The sequence below is a fragment of the Flavobacterium sp. PLA-DH12 genome (assembly GCF_059511845.1).
Genome location: NZ_JCAMPD010000002.1, coordinates 1 through 17,847, shown reverse-complemented (window position 1 = coordinate 17,847; position 17,847 = coordinate 1). Strand labels below are relative to the sequence as shown.

Annotated in this window: 14 protein-coding genes; 8 read left to right on the top strand and 6 right to left on the bottom strand. The window is 32.9% G+C overall.

Annotation, left to right across the window (positions count from 1 at the left end; all coding sequences use genetic code 11):
• Positions 1-23: 23 nt before the first annotated feature.
• Positions 24-2,786, top strand: a complete 2,763-nt coding sequence (locus tag AC5ZCW_RS03315; protein ID WP_496117922.1) for a PD-(D/E)XK nuclease family protein — start codon at positions 24-26, stop codon at positions 2,784-2,786.
• 475 nt (positions 2,787-3,261) lie between these two features.
• Here AC5ZCW_RS03315 and AC5ZCW_RS03310 read toward each other — a convergent pair whose 3' ends face one another.
• Positions 3,262-3,405 carry a hypothetical protein gene (locus AC5ZCW_RS03310; RefSeq protein WP_496117920.1) on the bottom strand — a complete coding sequence of 48 codons (144 nt, stop codon included), beginning with the start codon at positions 3,403-3,405 and terminating at the stop codon, positions 3,262-3,264.
• Positions 3,406-3,693: 288 nt separating this feature from the next.
• Between AC5ZCW_RS03310 and AC5ZCW_RS03305 the strand changes: the two genes are divergently transcribed.
• Complete coding sequence (locus AC5ZCW_RS03305) at positions 3,694-4,014, top strand: roadblock/LC7 domain-containing protein (protein ID WP_008465282.1); 321 nt, start codon at positions 3,694-3,696, stop codon at positions 4,012-4,014.
• Between the two features lie 26 nt (positions 4,015-4,040).
• A complete protein-coding gene (locus tag AC5ZCW_RS03300; RefSeq protein ID WP_111377493.1) occupies positions 4,041-4,415 on the top strand; it encodes a hypothetical protein in 375 nt (124 codons plus the stop codon).
• Positions 4,416-4,498: 83 nt separating this feature from the next.
• Here AC5ZCW_RS03300 and AC5ZCW_RS03295 read toward each other — a convergent pair whose 3' ends face one another.
• Together AC5ZCW_RS03295 and AC5ZCW_RS03290 are read right to left on the bottom strand one after the other, a co-directional pair.
• Complete coding sequence (locus AC5ZCW_RS03295) at positions 4,499-5,275, bottom strand: alpha/beta fold hydrolase (RefSeq protein ID WP_496117917.1); 777 nt, start codon at positions 5,273-5,275, stop codon at positions 4,499-4,501.
• A 28-nt stretch (positions 5,276-5,303) separates the two neighbouring features.
• Positions 5,304-5,846: a sigma-70 family RNA polymerase sigma factor gene (locus AC5ZCW_RS03290; protein WP_496117915.1), complete on the bottom strand. Its 543-nt coding sequence runs from the start codon at positions 5,844-5,846 to the stop codon at positions 5,304-5,306.
• Between the two features lie 164 nt (positions 5,847-6,010).
• Here AC5ZCW_RS03290 and AC5ZCW_RS03285 point away from each other — a divergent pair, with 164 nt between their 5' ends.
• From AC5ZCW_RS03285 to AC5ZCW_RS03275, 3 genes are all read left to right on the top strand, one after another.
• Positions 6,011-7,147, top strand: a complete 1,137-nt coding sequence (locus AC5ZCW_RS03285) for a FecR family protein (protein ID WP_496117913.1) — start codon at positions 6,011-6,013, stop codon at positions 7,145-7,147.
• A 219-nt stretch (positions 7,148-7,366) separates the two neighbouring features.
• A complete protein-coding gene (locus AC5ZCW_RS03280; protein ID WP_496117911.1) occupies positions 7,367-10,693 on the top strand; it encodes a TonB-dependent receptor in 3,327 nt (1,108 codons plus the stop codon).
• A gap of 4 nt (positions 10,694-10,697) precedes the next feature.
• Positions 10,698-12,554 (top strand): RagB/SusD family nutrient uptake outer membrane protein, encoded by a 1,857-nt coding sequence (locus AC5ZCW_RS03275; RefSeq protein WP_496117909.1) that lies wholly within the window; start codon positions 10,698-10,700, stop codon positions 12,552-12,554.
• 93 nt (positions 12,555-12,647) lie between these two features.
• Here the strand turns inward: AC5ZCW_RS03275 and AC5ZCW_RS03270 are convergent, their stop codons facing one another.
• A complete protein-coding gene (locus AC5ZCW_RS03270) occupies positions 12,648-13,451 on the bottom strand; it encodes a TIGR00266 family protein (RefSeq protein ID WP_026728296.1) in 804 nt (267 codons plus the stop codon).
• 179 nt (positions 13,452-13,630) lie between these two features.
• On the opposite strand from AC5ZCW_RS03270, the gene AC5ZCW_RS03265 reads away from it, so the two are divergent.
• Together AC5ZCW_RS03265 and AC5ZCW_RS03260 are read left to right on the top strand one after the other, a co-directional pair.
• Positions 13,631-13,987 carry a hypothetical protein gene (locus AC5ZCW_RS03265; protein ID WP_281634117.1) on the top strand — a complete coding sequence of 119 codons (357 nt, stop codon included), beginning with the start codon at positions 13,631-13,633 and terminating at the stop codon, positions 13,985-13,987.
• A gap of 89 nt (positions 13,988-14,076) precedes the next feature.
• Complete coding sequence (locus AC5ZCW_RS03260) at positions 14,077-14,595, top strand: ferritin (protein ID WP_496117906.1); 519 nt, start codon at positions 14,077-14,079, stop codon at positions 14,593-14,595.
• Between the two features lie 522 nt (positions 14,596-15,117).
• On the opposite strand, the gene AC5ZCW_RS03255 is transcribed toward AC5ZCW_RS03260, so the two are convergent.
• Positions 15,118-16,032 carry an alpha/beta fold hydrolase gene (locus tag AC5ZCW_RS03255; protein WP_496117904.1) on the bottom strand — a complete coding sequence of 305 codons (915 nt, stop codon included), beginning with the start codon at positions 16,030-16,032 and terminating at the stop codon, positions 15,118-15,120.
• On the bottom strand, positions 16,025-17,317 hold the full coding sequence (locus AC5ZCW_RS03250; protein WP_496117902.1) for an aminopeptidase P family protein: 1,293 nt from the start codon (positions 17,315-17,317) through the stop codon (positions 16,025-16,027). Before AC5ZCW_RS03250 ends, AC5ZCW_RS03255 begins: the two co-directional genes overlap by 8 nt.
• Between the last annotated feature and the right edge of the window lie 530 nt (positions 17,318-17,847).

Here is a 17,847-nt window from a genome sequence, read left to right as displayed (position 1 = left end):
ATGGCTTTTTTTATTTTTATACTATGGTAAATGATTCTTTTCTTCAAAAAATTGCCTCTATCGTAATTCAGGATTATATAGGGAAACTTTCAGAAATAACTATAATTCTTCCTAACAAAAGGGCAAAAGTTTTCTTGATTGAAGCGCTTAAAAATGCAACGTCAAAAACTATAATTGCGCCACAGATTACTAGTATAGAAGATTTTGTTCAAGATGTCGCGTCAATTCGTTCTATTGATTCGATCGAGCTTTTGTTCGAATTCTATGAGGTATATTTATCCATTACAGAAAAAAATAACCAGCAGTCATTTGAGTTGTTTGCAAATTGGGCTAAAACCCTTTTGCAGGATTTTAATGAAATTGACCGATATCTTTTAGATCCTTCACATGTATTATCTTATCTAAAAGATATTGAAGACATAAAAAGATGGGGTCTTGAAGTTGATCAAAAAACAAAACTTTTAGAGAATTATATTGATTTCTGGAAATTGCTACCGATTTATTATGAGTCTTTATATAGTCATTTGCTGTTCAAATCGATTGGATATCAAGGGCTGATTTATCGAGAAGCGGTAAATAACCTGAATCATTTTTCGAATACAATCGGAAATCGCACTTTTATTTTTGCTGGATTCAATGCTTTGAATGCTGCTGAAGAAAAAATTGTGCAACATTTATTGGCGCTAGATCAAGCCAAAATTTATTGGGATGCAGATCAGTCATTTCTAAATGATCCGTATCACGATGCGGGACTCTTTTTGAGGCGTTTTAAAGAAAGCTGGAAACATTATAAGTCAAATGTTTTTGAGTGGATCGTTGATGATTTTTCAGAGCCAAAAAATATTCAGGTTATTGGAACTCCTAAAACAATTGGGCAAGCCAAATTGGCTGGAAGTATAATTGAAAATTTAATCGATCAAAATCCTGATGCTGCTTTAGATAAAGTTGCAGTTGTGCTTGGTGAGGAAAACTTATTAGTTCCGGTTTTGTATTCGCTTCCTGCTTCAGTTGGAGCGCTAAATATTACAATGGGATATTCGGGAAAGAATAATCCTTCGCAGATTTTTGTTGCTAAATTGTTTAAAATGCATACCAATGCACTTTCCAGAAAAGGCGGAAGTTATGTTTTTTACTATAAAGATGTACTTGATATTTTAACACATCCCTTGGTTGAGCCTTATGCAAATGCACAAAGGTTGGTAAGAATTATTAAAGAGAATAATTATACGTTTATTACGCATCATAAAATTCTGGAACTTCATCCGGAACCTTCGGATTTTTTTAATTTATTATTTGAAAAATGGGAGAGTGGATCTATTGCGGTTTTAAAGAATATTTCGGCTTTACTAATTGTCATCAAGGAACATTTTAGTAATGATAATGAAGAAGAAAAAATTGCCAAAACTTTTGTTTATGGCGTTTTTAAGGTAATTAATAAGCTAATAAATTATTATTCAAAACATCATCATATTGATAATATTGATACACTGCATTCAATTTACAAGCAAATTATAGATTTGGCAGAAGTGTCTTTTGAGGGTGAACCGTTAAGGGGTTTGCAGATTATGGGGGTTTTAGAGAGTCGTGTTTTAGATTTTGAAACGGTGATTATAACTTCTATGAACGAAGGAAAATTTCCTGCTGGAAAATCTCAGAATTCATTTATTCCCTATGATGTCAAAAGAGAGTTAGGACTTCCAACATTTAAAGAAAAAGATGCGATTTATACGTATCATTTTTATCATTTGCTTCAAAGAGCGAAAAATATTTATTTGATTTATAATACAGAAAATGACGGATTGGATGCTGGTGAAAGAAGCCGTTTTATTACACAGTTAGAAGTAGAAAAAAAATCACGTCATAATCTTACTTTCGATATCTATAATCCAGAATTGCCAAATACAGCATACGAACCAATCTCTGTTCCTAAATCTGATTTGGTAATGGAACGGTTGAAAGAAATTGCCGTTAATGGCTTTTCGCCGTCTGCATTGACCAGTTATATTAGAAATCCGATTGAGTTTTATTTTCAAAAAATATTAAGAATTCGTGAAGTGGAAGAGGTTGAGGAAAATATAGCCTTGAATACTTTGGGGACGATTATTCATGAAACCTTAAAAGCGCTATACGAACCTTTTATAGGGAAATTTATTTCGGAGACAGATCTTCTCAATTGTTTCAAATTATTGGATGACGAAGTTTTAAAGCAGTTTAAACTAGTTTACAAGGAAGGAGAAATCAAAAAAGGACGAAATCTTCTGGCTTTTGAAGTAGCGAAACGAAATGTTTCTAATTTTCTGAAAATGGAATTAGAGTCTATAAAGAATAATGAAGCAATTCAGATTATTGCATTAGAACAAACTTTTGAGCGCGAGTTTGTTCATCCGAAACTGCCATTTCCTGTTTTGATTAAAGGAAATGTCGATCGTATTGAACGCCGAGACGGAAGAATTAGAATTATTGATTATAAGACAGGAAAAGTTGAGAAAGCTAATGTTGTCTTGAAAACATGGAGCGGATTGACTCAAGAGCTTAAAAATGATAAAATAATTCAAGTTTTAGCGTATGCCTATATGTTTGAAAAAGAAGCAGGCGGACTTCCAATTGAAGTTGGTATTATTTCATTCAAAAACTTAAAATCTGGTTTTTTACCTTTTGGATTCAAAGAAGAAAAAGAGTTGGATGTGATAGTAACGCCACAGATACTGAATTCTTACTTAGAAGAAATTGCTAATTTGCTGAGTGAAATTTTTGACAGCAATATTCCATTTGAAGAAAAAATATAAAATTACTTGTAGGGTATCTTCTAGAATTAAACAAAACTTGCTATTTGCATCAAGATCAATTTATTCTGAATTGTTTTTCAGTTGAAAATATTTTATTTCTGTATACTAAACAAAATATGTTGTTTCTTATAAAGATGATTTTAGGAAAGACTTTTTAGAGGTCAAAAATTAAAGATTTGTCTTTTTAAGTTTTACAAGATTTTCAAGTTAAATTGATATTTGGAACCAAATCATTTTTGTGTTTAAAGTAAAAGTGGGACTAATCTGTTTTTAAAAATAATTGAAAAAGTGGTTTAAATGATTAAGAAGAATTCCTAAGAAAAAGAATTATCGATTGGGAATTAGAATTATGAGCTCTAATAAAAATTGTCTCGCTTTAAGAAAATTTATTAATGCTAAGTTGCACTTAATCAATGAAAAAGCCGAACTTAATTTGGGGAGTAATTTGAAAAGTCCGGCTTGTTTTTAATCGCTTTTAGCTGAATATTTTTTTGAAAAAACCTTTTTTAGATTTTTCTCCAGAAGCCGAAGTGTTAATGTGTCCGTTTTCAATACGAAATCTTCTAAACCTTTCTAGTTTTACATTTAAGTCAAAGCGTAATTCGTCAACAGTTTTCATTTTTATAAATTTTTTTGCAAAGCTATAGAAAAACTTTTGCCAAATGCAACAATCTGCAAATGTTAATTTTAGAAATGAATTTCATAAAGTAAAATGTTACGTTTTTGATGTTATTTGCTTTTAATGTTAATTTTTTTTGCATTTTTTTTGCAAAAAAATAGGTTTAATTAAGTGATAAATAAAAGTGACTCAAGACGTTATATAGCAACTTTTTTTAACAAGTGTTTATCGCACAATTACCAATATTAAAATATCTTTGACGCTCCAAAAACATGACAATAAAAGAATATGATTGATTTGCAAACACTAGTAGAAGAGACTGGCGCAGAGTCTGGGCTAAGTTTTAATATTGATGGAATTTTAAACGAGTCTGTTAATTTAGAATACGACGGTAACGTTGCTGCAATGATCGGAATGATTTTAAAGATGTGCCTTGAAATGTCGGAAGACGTTAATAATGGAGATCTTAAACAAGTAATGATCAAGAATAACGACGGAATTGTCGTGGCAAGCAAAAATCAAGATGACAATTGTATTGCGTTGCTTTCTAAAGATTTAAGTAAAATGGGATTATTGCTGAGAAGAATGGATTCTATTTTTAACAACTAATTTAAAAACCAAATATTTTAATAAACATGTCAGATTTTTTACAAAATTTTCAAAACGATTTAAAAGAGAATATTAACGGATTTATTGCTGTTTCTGTTACAGAAGTAGAAACAGGAATGTCTTACTGTTCGTTGACCGTAAAATCGGATTTTGATCCAGAATTGGCTTCTGCTTATAATTTAGAAGTAGTAAAAGCTAAATTAAATGCTATTAAAGCTTTAGGATTAAATCAAAAAATTAATGATATTTTAATTACCCTTACCGATCAGATTCATATTATTGATGTTTCTGAAGATGGAAGATACTTTATCTACTTAGCGGTAGATTCGACTAAAGCAAATCTTGGTTTAACAAGAGCGACTTTATCTAAATACAAAAAAGATATTACTTCAAAGTTATAACGATATTTTGCCCCCAAGAATGAGAAAAAGGCTGTTTCAACCCTAGGTTAGAAATGGCCTTTTTCGATTTTAGTACTTAGTTTTTATTCAAAAAAATGTTGTAGTACAGATTTTAATTCTGTCTTGTTTTCAATCTGACTCATGTGTCCATCCTCAAAAGAAACTAATTCTGCAGTTGTGTCTTCAATTTGCAAAAGACTTTCTTCGTAGTTCAAAACGGGATCTTTTTTTCCTAAAATTAATAAAACCGGGAAACGGTTTTCTTTTAAAAGCCACTCTCTGTCTTTTCTAATCTTCATTCCTTCTTGAGAGGCTATAATTCCTTGTAAAGGAGTTTTTAAGGCTTCTGTTTTTACTTCTTCGATTTCTTCAGCTAATCGCGTCCTATTATTTTCGCTAAATAAATTTGCTATTGCTAAGCTTACAAAGCTCACATAGTTTTGTTTTACGGCTTTAATTGCACGAGTTCTGTTTAGTTTTTTCTCTGCACTGTCTTCTTTTGAAGTTGAATTTAATAAAACTAATTTCTGGATTTTCTGCGGATACAATTCGGCGAAAGCCAAACCAACATAACCACCCATCGAATGTCCAAGAATTGTTGCTTTTTCAATTTTTAATTGTTCTAAGACTTCGTTTACTGCATTTGCATTATCTTCCATTTCGTGAACATAACCTAATGGTTCAGATTCGCCGTGACCTAATAGATCGATTGTGACCACACGATATTTTTCTGAGAAAAAATCAACATAATCTTTCCACATTTTTTTGTTTTCCAGAAAGCCATGAAGTAGGATAATTGCGTTTCCTTTTCCAGTGTCAGAAAAAGATATTTTTGTGTTTTTGTATAAAGTATAACTCAAAATGGAAATTTTAAATAGCAAAAATACGCTATTTTATTAGCCATATGAAATACAGAATAAATTTTAACTGAGAGATATTTTGGGATTCTCGTAAAGAGGCATAAGCTCTTTTCATTTGTGTTTTTACAGTATTTACTGAAATGTTGTTGTCTTCAGCAATTTCCTGATAGCTTAATCCTTCGACAACATGTGATATGAAAATTTCTCTTCTGGATTGTGGAATCTTTTCAATTAGGGTTTGAATTTTTGGTTTCTTATCCTCTTCTATATTTTCAAATGCTGCTGGTTCTTCAGATTTTGGAGTTGCTATTTTGGTGTTTTGAAGGCTAATTGTTTTGTTCTTTTCTAAATATTGCAGGCTTAAATTTTTTATAGCTTTTGTTCCGTATGCTTTAAATGAAATAGTAAAATTGAGGCTCTCCTCTTTTTCCCAGAGATAGGTGAAAAAATCTTGAACAATGTCTTTTGCTACATCTTTATCCTTTACAATGTTAAACGAAACCAATGAAAAAAAGATAAAATGGTCTTTGTATAGGGCTTCAAATGTTTTAAAATCTTTATAATTCAGCATCTCCAAATGTCATTTATTTATTTGTAATGGATTACATAATGCCAAATGTAAAATAAAAAGTTATTTATTTTTAATAATGTGTAAAAAAAATCAAAAAATATTGATTTGTTGTCACCCTAAAAATCTTTTTCTGTAACATGATAAAAACCACTATATAAAAAACAATGACTTTAAATTCAAAATTGATTAATGTCCTAAGGCAAATAACGTCTGAAGGAAAATTTGATGCTTCTAAAATAGCATCTTTATCTCCTGAAGAACGGGAATTAATAGAAAATCTTCAAAGTAATGGTTTACTAGAAGAAGCATTAATGTATGCAGAATCGATAGATACAGATAAAAGTTGGGAAGAATTGGAGGAGAGATTAGATGTGGATAAAAAGATAGCTGTAATTAATTGGAGAAAAATTTTTCAATATGCCGCAGTTTTCATTTGTCTGATAGGTTTAGTTTATGTTTTTCAATATAAAAATGATAAGCAAAAAAATACTATCCCTTCAGATGCCGTTCAGCTGGTTTTGGAAAATGGAGATATTCAGGTTTTAAATCCTAATGGAGAACAGCAGATCATCAAGAAAAATGGAGAATTGATTGCATCTCAAAAAGAGAATGAAATCAATTATCGTTCGGCTAAATCAATTAATAAATTGGTTTACAATGAAATTAAAATTCCTTATGGTAAAACCTTTAAAATAGAGTTATCAGATGGAACGTCGATAAATATGAATGCTGGTTCTTCTTTGAAATATCCAGTTCAGTTTATAAAAGGACATAATAGAGAAGTTGTTTTGGATGGAGAAGCTTTTTTTGATGTTGCAAAAGACAAAGCGCATCCATTTATTGTGAAAACAAGAGGAGTTAATGTAAAAGTTTTAGGAACAAAATTTAATGTGAGTTCATACAAAGAAGATAAAGATATTAATACAGTATTGGTTGAAGGTTCGGTTAATTTAGCTGACTCTCATAATGCAAAAAGTAACACAATACTAGTACCTGGCGAAAAAGGATCTTGGAGTAATGAAAAAGCGGAGATAGCTGTAGAGAAAGTCGATACTCGTTTTTACACAGAATGGATAAACGGAGAAATAGTTTTTAGAAAAACAGCTTTTAAGGATATCATAGTAAAGTTAGAACGTACTTACAACGTTACAATTGAGAATAATAGAACGGATATTTTAGATAAAAGATTTAATGCCAGTTTTAATAAGAATATCGAAAGTATAGAAAAGGTATTGGAGACAATGAGTAAAATTCAAGGCTTTACTTATAAGAAAGAAGGAAAGCTAATAAAAATAAACTAACTATTTATTAACCAACCAAAAAGAAAACAAATTATGAAGAGGATGTAATTTTTTGAAGAAATACAAAAAAGTAAAATCGGAAAATACTACCAATATTTCCCGATTTAAGTGTTTCAAACGACGTATCGAAATTAAATCATTTAAAATCAATCCAAAATTATGAAAAAAATAATTAAGAGGAATTGGCTTAGTCCTTATTTGCCTAAAATTAGTCTAAGAATGAAATTAACCACATTATTACTGATGCTTTCTTTGATGAGAATTCAAGCAAGTGTCTATTCACAAAATACAAAGTTGACATTAAACATAAAGAATGCTCCAGTCGAGAAACTGTTTAATAAGGTAGAGTCTATCTCAGAATACAGATTTCTTTTTGAAAGCAGTATAATTGACTTAAACAGAAAAGTGACAGTTAATGTAAAGAAAACAGGAATTAACGAAATACTGGAAGAGGTATTTAAAGGAACCGATATTTCTTATAGCATAAATGATCGTCAGATTATTTTGGTAAAGAAAAAACAGCAAGTACATCTTCTGCAAAAGAGTACAGTACCAAAGGTTGTAATGGAGCAAGGTATTGAAATTACAGGAGTTGTAACCGATTCGAAAAATATGCCAGTACCAGGAGCAAATGTTATTGAAAAGGGAACTAATAATGGAGTACAAACCGACTTAGACGGAAAGTTTACCATTCGAGTAAATGGAACAAATAGTGTTCTCGTTTTTTCTTTTATCGGATTTGAAAATAAAGAAGTAACGGTTGGTCAAAGCAAGTCTTTGAATGTGATTTTAAACGAGCAAAATTCGGCACTAAATGAAGTGGTAATTGTGGGTTACGGAGCCGTGAAGAAAAAAGATTTGACAGGAGCCGTAGCAACAGTAAAATCAACAGATATTGTTTTGAGTCCAGTTTTAAGTCCAATGGAAGCGCTTCAAGGACGAGTTTCTGGTTTGGATATTCAACGCGGATCTGGACAAGCTGGAACTTCGCCAAAAGTTTTGTTAAGAGGAAACAGATCTTTGACAGCTAGCCAGGATCCGTTATATATTATTGATGGAATTCCTTCAAGCATCGATAATTTGAATCCAAATGATATTGAAAGTATTGATGTTTTAAAAGATGCTTCATCAACTGCAATTTATGGTTCTTCGGGAGCCAACGGTGTTATTATTGTTACTACTAAAAAGGCAAAAGCAGGAAAAACGCAAATTGACTTCAATACTTATTTCGGATTAAATGGTTTCTCTTCTTTTCCTGCTCCTCTTACGGGAGACAAATGGCTAAATTACAAACGCGACCGATTTTATTTAGACAATGGTTATGAGGCTACAAGTCTAACCGATTTAGGTTTGAATGCATCTGCCGTTGCTGCCATCGAAAAAGGACAGTATGTAAATTGGATTGATAAAACGTTGCAGGTAGGAACACAGCAAAACCATAATCTTTTTATGAGAGGTGGATCTGAAAAAGTACAGGGTTATTTTTCTTTAGGATATGTAGGCGAAGAAGGAATCTATCAAAACGATAAGGTAAACAGTTTTAATTCTAGAGGAGGAGTTGATCTTAAATTCAGCGATAAATTTAAAACGGGTTTTCAGCTGATTTTAAATTATCGTAAAAACAGCACAACCAACAGTAGAATTAATAAGGCGTATAGCGTTTATCCTTTAGGAGTACCTTTTGATGAAAATGGTGTTGTAAATCTTTATCCGATAGAAGGAGATCCTAACAACATTAGTATTTTGGCTAATAATTATCCAGGAGCATTTGCTAATGAATCGTTAAGTTATAATGTACAGTTTAATCCTTATTTGGAGTTTGAATTTGCTAAAAATTTCAAGTTAAGATCTAATTTAGGAACTCGATTTTCAGCAAGCAGAGCGGGAACTTTTCAAAATAAAAATTCATACAATTTATTAGCAGAAGGTAGAACTGCTAGTGAAGCCACTTATAATAATGAGTTAGCCTATAGCTACATTTGGGAAAATATCCTGAACTATAATTTTAAACTTGGCAAAGATCATGATTTTGGTTTGACAGGAATTACTTCTTGGGCAGATAACAGATCTGAAGGAGCCTATTTAGGCGGCAATGGCATTGATTACGATGACTTTCAGTTCTATAATATGGGCGCGGTAAAAAATCTAACTACAAGAATGAATGCTTACAGCCAGTTTAACAGAATGTCATTTGCTGGGCGTTTTAATTATAGTTTTAAAGGAAAATATTTGTTTCAGTTAACCAATCGCTGGGACGGAGTTTCTCCTTTGGCAGAAGGTAACAAATGGGCATCTTTCCCATCTGCATCTTTAGCTTGGCGTATTAGTGATGAAAGTTTTATGCAGGGAACGAGTTCATGGCTGAATAACTTAAAACTGAGATTAGGTTATGGTGTTTCTGGATCGGCAAATATTGATCCTTATTCGAGTTTAACACGAACAGCAACCAAAACAAGCAATCTTTCTCTGGGCGGCGGAACAGCTTTGCCTATGTATGTGCCTACTGAGCATATTTCAAATCCAGATTTAACTTGGGAGCGTTCTACAAATACAAACTTAGGTTTAGATGTTTCTGTTTTGCAAAATAGAATTGATTTGGTAGCCGAATATTATTGGACGCATACAGATGGTATTTTATGGGATCGCCGTCTGCCAACCAGTTCAGGGGGTTACGATGCTAAAACGCCATATAAGAAAACTTCTAATATTGCAACTTCTCAAAATAGAGGTTTTGAACTTTCTGTAAATACTAAAAATATTGATACTGAAAATTTCAAATGGAATACGACATTCACATATACACATGCTCAAGAAAAACTGACCAATATTGATTTGGGGAATCTAACAGTGAATGAACTAATTTCTGAAGGACTTTTTATCGGACAAACGCCAGCATCAGGAGGAGTATTTTATGATTATAAAAAAATAGGAATCTGGCAATTAGGACAAGAGGCAGAAGCAGCTTTGTATGGTGCTAAGCCTGGAGATATAAAACTGCAGACAGTTCCACAAGTTGATGCTAATGGAGTATCAGATAATGGAGTGCATGTTTATTCTACAAAAGATAGAATGATTGTTGGAAATAATGTTCCAGATTATTTCTTTGGTTTCCAAAATACATTCAAGTATAAGAATTTTGATTTTACCGTATTTGTAAACGGAAGACAAGGTGGTATGATGCGCGCTCAGGTACTTGGATACTGGAATAAAGAAGCGCAGCCAGAAACCTATAGCTACTGGACAAAAGATAATCCGACAAACGATTTTCCTAGACCAGGCGGTAGTTTTAATACACAATTTCAATCGGCATTAGAGCTTGTAGATGCTTCTTATATCAAAATCAAAAATATTACACTTGGATATTCTATGCCTGAAGATTTTCTTAAAAAAACAGGTTTGAAAAATATGAGACTCTATATAACATCTTATAATCCTTTTGTTTTTAGTCGTAGCCATTTATTGAAAGATGTAGATCCAGAAAGCGGAGGATCAGATTCATTCCCATTGTTTAAACAAGTTATTTTCGGTCTCAATTTATCATTATAGTATCATGAAAAAATATATAAACTTAAAATCGGTAATTGTCTTCATGTCTTTTATGGTTGGTTTGCAATCATGCAGTTTAGACGAAAAAAACCTTACCACGGTTTCTCTAGATAAATCCTACAGTGAAAGACCAGGATTTGAAGGATTAATCAATAGCTGTTATGAGAACTTGTATTTCCTTCACGGAAAAGTAGATTATATTGCCCCTACAGAAGCTGGAACAGATTCTTGGGAAAATGTAAGCACTAGCGGAATTGGTTACGCGCAATATACAAGTCAGTTAAATCCAGATGACGGAAACATTAAAGTAATTTGGGGTACAGCATATACGACAATAAATCTTTGCAATACGGCTATTTATTATTCAAAAAATGTTAAAGGATATTCTTCTACAGAAGAACTGAATGCCAAATTAGCCGAAGCTTATTTTTTAAGAGCTTTTAGTAATTTTATATTAGTAGAACAATTTGGCGGTGTAGTTTTAAGAACACAATCGTCTATTATTGAAGGAGCAGATAATGCACCAGTTCGCAGTTCTGAAAAAGAGTTTTACGATTTAATTATTGAGGATTTAAAATTTGCCTGTGCCAATCTTCCATTACAGCAAACTCTACAAGGACGTGCGGCTAAAAAGGCGGCTTATGGTTTATTGGCAAAAGTGTATCTGCAGAGAACAAGATTAGGAGAAGTTTCAGATTATGCTAAACTAGCTTTGCAAACTGCGGAGGAATTAATCAATAACGCAGCAAAATACAATACAGCTCTATATTTAAGTGATAATACTAAATCAGGATTTAGCAAATTGTGGGATGGCAATAATAATAAGAAAAACACAGAATTTTTATTTACACAAGGAATTGATCCTGGAGGTTTAAATCCAGAAGGTTTCAACAGAGGAAGAACAAGACAGTATTATTTGCCAGATTTAGCAACTAGAGGAGCCGAGTGGGGAGCTGGAGCAACCAGTATTTTATACGGAAGAGCCAATAGCCGTATGCTAAAACCTAGTAAATATTTATTGACAGAGGTTTTTTCTCCAGTAGAATCGCCAGCAGATACTCGTTTTGCAGAAACATTCACCTATAAATTTTACGCGGCAGCCAATAAGCCAATTACACAAACAATGGCGACTACCTATAAAAAAGATCCTTCTGTGGTAGGTTATACGATTAAAAATACCTTGGCTCAGGCAGTGCCATCAGTTAATTTTTATTCTCAAAAAATTGAAGAACAAATTAATATGAATAATGATGAAGGTTTGGCTGTTTTTACTCCAAATTGGAATATTGATCCTGTTGTTAAGAGCAAAATGCCAATGCTTGTTGTTGATCCTAGCGATATTTTTGAGCCTGGAACCAATAAATACAAAGATCCGGCAATGTATCCAAATGACCCGAATCTTATTAATATGTTTCCTGCTATGCGAAAATTCTCTGCAGCGTTATATTGTCAAAGCAATCAGTATTGGCTAGGTGATATTCCTATTATTCGTTTGGGAGAAGTGTATTTGATTGCCGCAGAAGCAGCTATCTTAAACAGTGATCAAACAAAAGCTTTAACATACGTAAATGCTTTGAGAAAAAGAGCTGCTTTAACTTCTAGAGAAAATGAAATGTTAGTATCAAGCGGGCAGATGAATATCGATTTTATTTTGAAAGAAAGAGCAAGAGAATTATCTGGCGAACATACAAGATGGATTGATTTAAAACGTACAGGAAAATTGACTAAAACCTATTTAGATCAGACAAACCCAATTGCGGGAACAAATTTTGTTGACGGTAAACATACAGTTAGACCAATTCCGAGATCATTTTTGGATGCAATTTCAAATTCTAAAGAATTTGGCAATAACGGTTATTAGAGCACTTTTGGTTAGGTGTTTGGGGCAGTTCGAAAGAGCTGCCCTTCTTTTTTATAATAAATAATGGCTTCCGTTTCTGAAAGCCATTCTAAATTAAAATCTATTATCACCATCCAAAAGATTTCCTAATCCGCCAAGAAGGCTACCTTCTTCACGACTGTTTCCGCCGGATCTTGGTGCCGATGCAATAATACGGTCAGCCAGTCTAGAGAATGGAAGCGACTGAATGTAAACAGTTCCCGGACCTTTTAATGTGGCATAAAATAATCCTTCGCCACCAAAAATAGAATTCTTGATGCCGCCAATAAATTCAATATCATAATCTACATCTTTGGTAAAACCAATAATACAACCTGTATCTACTTTTAGAACTTCGCCATGACCCAAAACTTTTTTAGCCATTGTTCCGCCAGAATGTACAAATGCCATTCCGTCTCCTTCGATTTTCTGCATGATAAAACCTTCACCGCCAAATAAGCCACGTCCTAATTTCTGAGAAAATTCTATCCCAACAGAAACGCCTTTGGCCGCACATAAAAATGAACTTTTTTGACAGATAAATTTACCTTGAAATTCTGTTAAATCAATTGGAAGAATTTTTCCAGGATAAGGCGATGCAAATGAAACCTTGCTTTTAGTATTGCCTTGGTTTAAAAAAGCTGTCATAAATAAGCTTTCGCCAGTAAGAACTCTTTTTCCTGCATTTAAAAGTTTGCCAAATAAACCAGAGCCTTGTTGCTGAGAACCATCGCCAAATATGGTTTCCATCTGGATATTGTTTTCCATCATCATAAAACTGCCGGCTTCGGCAATTACAATTTCCTGTGGGTCTAGTTCTATTTCGACATATTGCATTTCTTCCCCAAAAATCTGATAATCTATTTCGTGTGCTTGCATGATTTCTTAGTTATTTGTTTTTAAAATTAGACTCTTGATCCTTTAAAATGTTACAGTTTTTTGCACACTACAGCTGTTTTTAAGAACATTAACAGTTTTTGTTATTTTAAATTAGTCTTAATTATGTGTTTAATTACTTTAAATTCTATATTTTTGCACCGTTATTATATTTTATCAGAATGGCATTAGTTAGTGATTTGACCACCAAAGTATTATTTGAAACCGAAAAAGGATACAGTTATCAATGTGATTTGACCAATAGTATAATTATCAATTTTGTTGATACAGTGTCAAGTTATAAAATTCAGGATTTTTTGATTTTTCAAAGAAAGGTTAATAGCGTTGATATTCTTAACATGCTTTATGACTTGTCTGACCAGTCAGATGCTCAGCTGATTGAAACTACCAAAAGAAATTTCTCTAGAAATCTTACTATCTGCGAAATAGTGCAGTTAAGAGATTTATTAAACGGAACAAAATTTACTCTTACATTGCATTCTATGCTTTGCAGTGTAGCGAATGTTGAGCTTATTTAGATTCTTACTTAGATTAAATCCAAATTTTCAAGCAGTTACAGATGCCTACATTAATTTTTGTAATTTTACACGTATAAAAATTAAAGGTTATGAAAGATTTACTAAGAACACGTACTTCATTAACTGAAGGTGTAGAAAATATATTGAATTTACAGGCAAAATTAGAAAGTGATGCTTCTAACAAATATTTAGCTATGGCAGCATGGTTAGATAGAAACGGATATGCTAATACAGCGTCTTATTTGTACAAGCAAGCTGAAGAAGAAAGAGAGCATTTTCTAAAAATTTTCAAATTCATTACAGATATGGGAGGGATTGCAGTTACGCCATCTGTTCCTGAGGTGCGGCAAGAATTTGCTTCTTTTAGAGAAGTATTCGAAATTGCTTTGCAAAACGAAATTGCAGTTACTCAGGCAATCAATAAAGTGATTGCAAAATGTAGAGCTGAAAATGATTATGCTACAGAAGATTTTATGATGTGGTATGTAGCTGAACAAAGAGAAGAAGAGAAAAACGCAAGAAGAGCTTTAGAGCTTTTTGATCTAATCAACGGAAATGAAGCTGACGGAAAATTCCAATTGGATGTTCAGATTTCAAAAATCGGATAAATAAACGATTTATATAAGTTAAAAAAGAGCTGTCTCAAAAGAGGCAGCTTTTTTTGTAAGCTTCGGAGAAGCGAAATATTTATAGACAAAAATGTTTTTTACAACATAAAGCTCCAGAGGAGCGACATTCTTTTTCTGCAGTTTTAATATATCTCGCTCCTCTGGAGCTTTTTTATTTACCTTATTGAAATTCTATAAATATTTCACCCCGTCGGGGTTTTCAAATGGAATAATTTTATAAATACTCTGTTTAACTCAAAAGGGCAGTCACTTCTTTTTTGTAAGCTTCGGAGAAGCGAAATATTTATAGACAAAAATGTTTTTTACAACATAAAGCTCCAGAGGAGCGACATTCTTTTTCTGCAGTTTTAATATATGTCGCTCCTCCGAAGCTTTTTTTATTTTTCGTTACTGAAATTCTATAAATATTTTACCCAGCTGGGGTTTGCTGATGGAATAATTTTATGAATACTCCATCCAGCAACAAAAAAGCTGTCCTTTTGAGACAGCTTTTTTTAATTTTTATGATTTTAAAAATGAATTAATATCCGAGAAATACTTTTCTCTCGCATCAAGCCATCCGTAATGTTTAGAATGTTCCAATAAAATCAGTTTTGAATTTGGAAAAGTCTGGTGCGCCAATTCTCCAATTTCATTGCTGATAATATCTTCTTTTCCCTGAATAATCAGAACAGGATTTTTGAAATTCTTCAATTTAGCTTTACAGTCAAAATTCATTTTCTGCATATCCGACCATAATAAACCATTAATTGTCGAATTTCCCTGCGTTAATCTTTCTGCAATTATCGGAATAAATTTCTGATCGTAAACATAAGCAGGAGCCATTGCGCGACCACGTCCAACTCTTGCTTTGTGAGACGTATCGCCTTTTTCGATTTTATCGTTCCAGTAATTCATGGAATCTTTTTCGATTTGAGAAAGATTCGATTCAATCAAATTTGGGCCTTTCAATAAAGACAAATCAACACCGCCAGATGACGATAAAACCAATTTATTGATACTATTCGGATAAATTGTCGCGTAATACGATCCTAACATTCCGCCAAAAGAATGCCCGAGAATATTCCATTTTTTAATTTTAAGATGTTTTCTCAACGATTCGATATCATTAGCCATCAAACGCATCGAAATAGTCGTAGTATCTAATTTTGAAAGTTTCGATTTTCCGGTTCCTCTTTGGTCGTAAATAATAGTTTGCTGGCTTTCACCCAGAACTTTTGCCATATCTTCAAAACCATTACTGTTCATTCCAGGTCCGCCGTTTATAATTAAAAGCGGTTCGCCTTTTCCGAATGTTTTGTAATAGGTTTTGCTTCCGTCATTATTTACGGCAAACCCTTCAGTTTGAGCAAAAATATTTGTCGCAACTAATAATAAACCAAAAAGAAAAATCTTTTTCATCGGGAAATTATTCATTCATCAACGTTTCAATCTCGTCTGCTTCAAGAGGAATATTTCTCATTAAGTTAAAAGGCTCTCCTTTTTCCTGAACCACAACATTATCTTCTAAACGAATTCCGAATTTTTCTGCTGGAATGTAGATTCCTGGCTCAACTGTGAAAACCATATTTGCTTTCATTGGTTCGTGAAGCAACCCGTAATCGTGCGTGTCAAGTCCCATGTGGTGAGAAGTTCCATGCATGAAATATTTTTTGTAAGCAGGCCATTCTGGATTTTCGTTCTGAACATCGGCTTTATCTAATAAACCTAAACCTAATAATTCTGAAGTCATAATTTTACCAACTTCAATGTGATATTGTTTCCAAAGTGTTCCTGGAGTCAACATTTTTGTTGCTTCGGTTTTTACTTTCAAAACAGCGTTGTAAACTGCTTTCTGACGATCTGTAAAACGTCCAGAAACTGGAATTGTTCTTGACATATCGCTAGAATAATTAGCATATTCTGCCGCAACATCAAGCAAAATCAAATCACCTTCTTTACATTGCTGGTTGTTTTCGATATAGTGTAAAACATTTGCATTGTTTCCAGAAGCGATAATTGGTGTATAAGCAAAACCTTTAGAACGGTTACGGATGAATTCATGAGCCAATTCAGCTTCAATTTCATATTCCGTAACATTTGGTTTTACGAATGATAATAATCTGCGGAAGCCTTTTTCTGTAATATCACAAGCATGCTGAATCAAATCGATTTCTTCGCTTTCTTTTACAGAACGCAATCTTTGTAAAATTGGGTTACTTTTTGCAACATTATGCGCTGGGTAACGCTCTTTCCACCATTTTACAAAACGAGCTTCGCGCGTTTCTGTTTCAACAGTTGCACGGTAATGTTCGTTGGTGTTAATGTACATCGTATCGGCATACGTCATCATTTCGTTCAAAATCTTATGAAAATCTTGCAACCAATAAACTGTTCTAATTCCAGAAACCTGAAATGCACGTTCTTTAGTTAGTTTTTCACCTTCCCAAACTGCAATATGTTCGTTGGTTTCTCTCAAGAAAAGCATTTCTCTCTGGTGCTCATAAGGCGCATCTGGAAATAAAAGTAAAACACTTTCTTCCTGATCTACACCGCTCAGGTAAAAAATATCTCTATGCTGCGCAAACGGCAAAGTACTGTCGGCACTAACTGGGTAAATGTCATTTGAGTTGAATACTGCAACAGAGTTAGGTTTCATTTCAGCCATGAACTTTCTGCGGTTTTTTACAAAAAGAGCGCTGTTTATTTGATGATATTTCATAATTATTTCGTTTTTGAACTTCGAATTTCAAAATTAATGATTTTTGAATTAGTGGCGTATAGCAGATTTATTAAAGTTTTCTTATTTATTGTTTTTGCCACGAAGGCGCTAAGGCACAAAGTTTTTTTAATCGCAAAAGGCGCTAAGGTTTACGCAAAGTGCGCAGGAGATTTTTACTCACAAAGATGCGAAGTCGCAAGTTTTTTGAGCAAAGAACGCAAAGTATAAGTTTTGTTTTGTCTTCCTGAGCGAAGTCGAAGGATCTGCGCAAAGTATTTACCCAATCTTGTCATCTCGACGAAGGAGAGAACACACTCGTAACTCTGCAAAGATTGGCAATTTTATCTCACGCAGATTTAGCAGATTTGGCAGTTTTTTTCTTTTCAAATTTACGATTAACCACAATCTTGTCATTTCGATTTCTATGATAAAACCAAATCTTTTTCATAAAAGGTTTGTTTTTTTATTACTGCAAAAACTCTATGTATTATTTTGTTTCTAACAGCATTTAAAACACTCATTTTGTTTTT

Coding starts and splice junctions, on each gene's coding strand:
- AC5ZCW_RS03310 (WP_496117920.1), bottom strand. CDS start 3,405: ATGAAAACTGTTGACGAATTACGCTTTGACTTAAATGTAAAACTAGAA.
- AC5ZCW_RS03305 (WP_008465282.1), top strand. CDS start 3,694: ATGATTGATTTGCAAACACTAGTAGAAGAGACTGGCGCAGAGTCTGGG.
- AC5ZCW_RS03290 (WP_496117915.1), bottom strand. CDS start 5,846: ATGCTGAATTATAAAGATTTTAAAACATTTGAAGCCCTATACAAAGAC.
- AC5ZCW_RS03300 (WP_111377493.1), top strand. CDS start 4,041: ATGTCAGATTTTTTACAAAATTTTCAAAACGATTTAAAAGAGAATATT.
- AC5ZCW_RS03270 (WP_026728296.1), bottom strand. CDS start 13,451: ATGCAAGCACACGAAATAGATTATCAGATTTTTGGGGAAGAAATGCAA.
- AC5ZCW_RS03260 (WP_496117906.1), top strand. CDS start 14,077: ATGAAAGATTTACTAAGAACACGTACTTCATTAACTGAAGGTGTAGAA.
- AC5ZCW_RS03275 (WP_496117909.1), top strand. CDS start 10,698: ATGAAAAAATATATAAACTTAAAATCGGTAATTGTCTTCATGTCTTTT.
- AC5ZCW_RS03285 (WP_496117913.1), top strand. CDS start 6,011: ATGACTTTAAATTCAAAATTGATTAATGTCCTAAGGCAAATAACGTCT.
- AC5ZCW_RS03280 (WP_496117911.1), top strand. CDS start 7,367: ATGAAATTAACCACATTATTACTGATGCTTTCTTTGATGAGAATTCAA.
- AC5ZCW_RS03255 (WP_496117904.1), bottom strand. CDS start 16,032: ATGAATAATTTCCCGATGAAAAAGATTTTTCTTTTTGGTTTATTATTA.
- AC5ZCW_RS03315 (WP_496117922.1), top strand. CDS start 24: ATGGTAAATGATTCTTTTCTTCAAAAAATTGCCTCTATCGTAATTCAG.
- AC5ZCW_RS03265 (WP_281634117.1), top strand. CDS start 13,631: ATGGCATTAGTTAGTGATTTGACCACCAAAGTATTATTTGAAACCGAA.
- AC5ZCW_RS03250 (WP_496117902.1), bottom strand. CDS start 17,317: ATGAAATATCATCAAATAAACAGCGCTCTTTTTGTAAAAAACCGCAGA.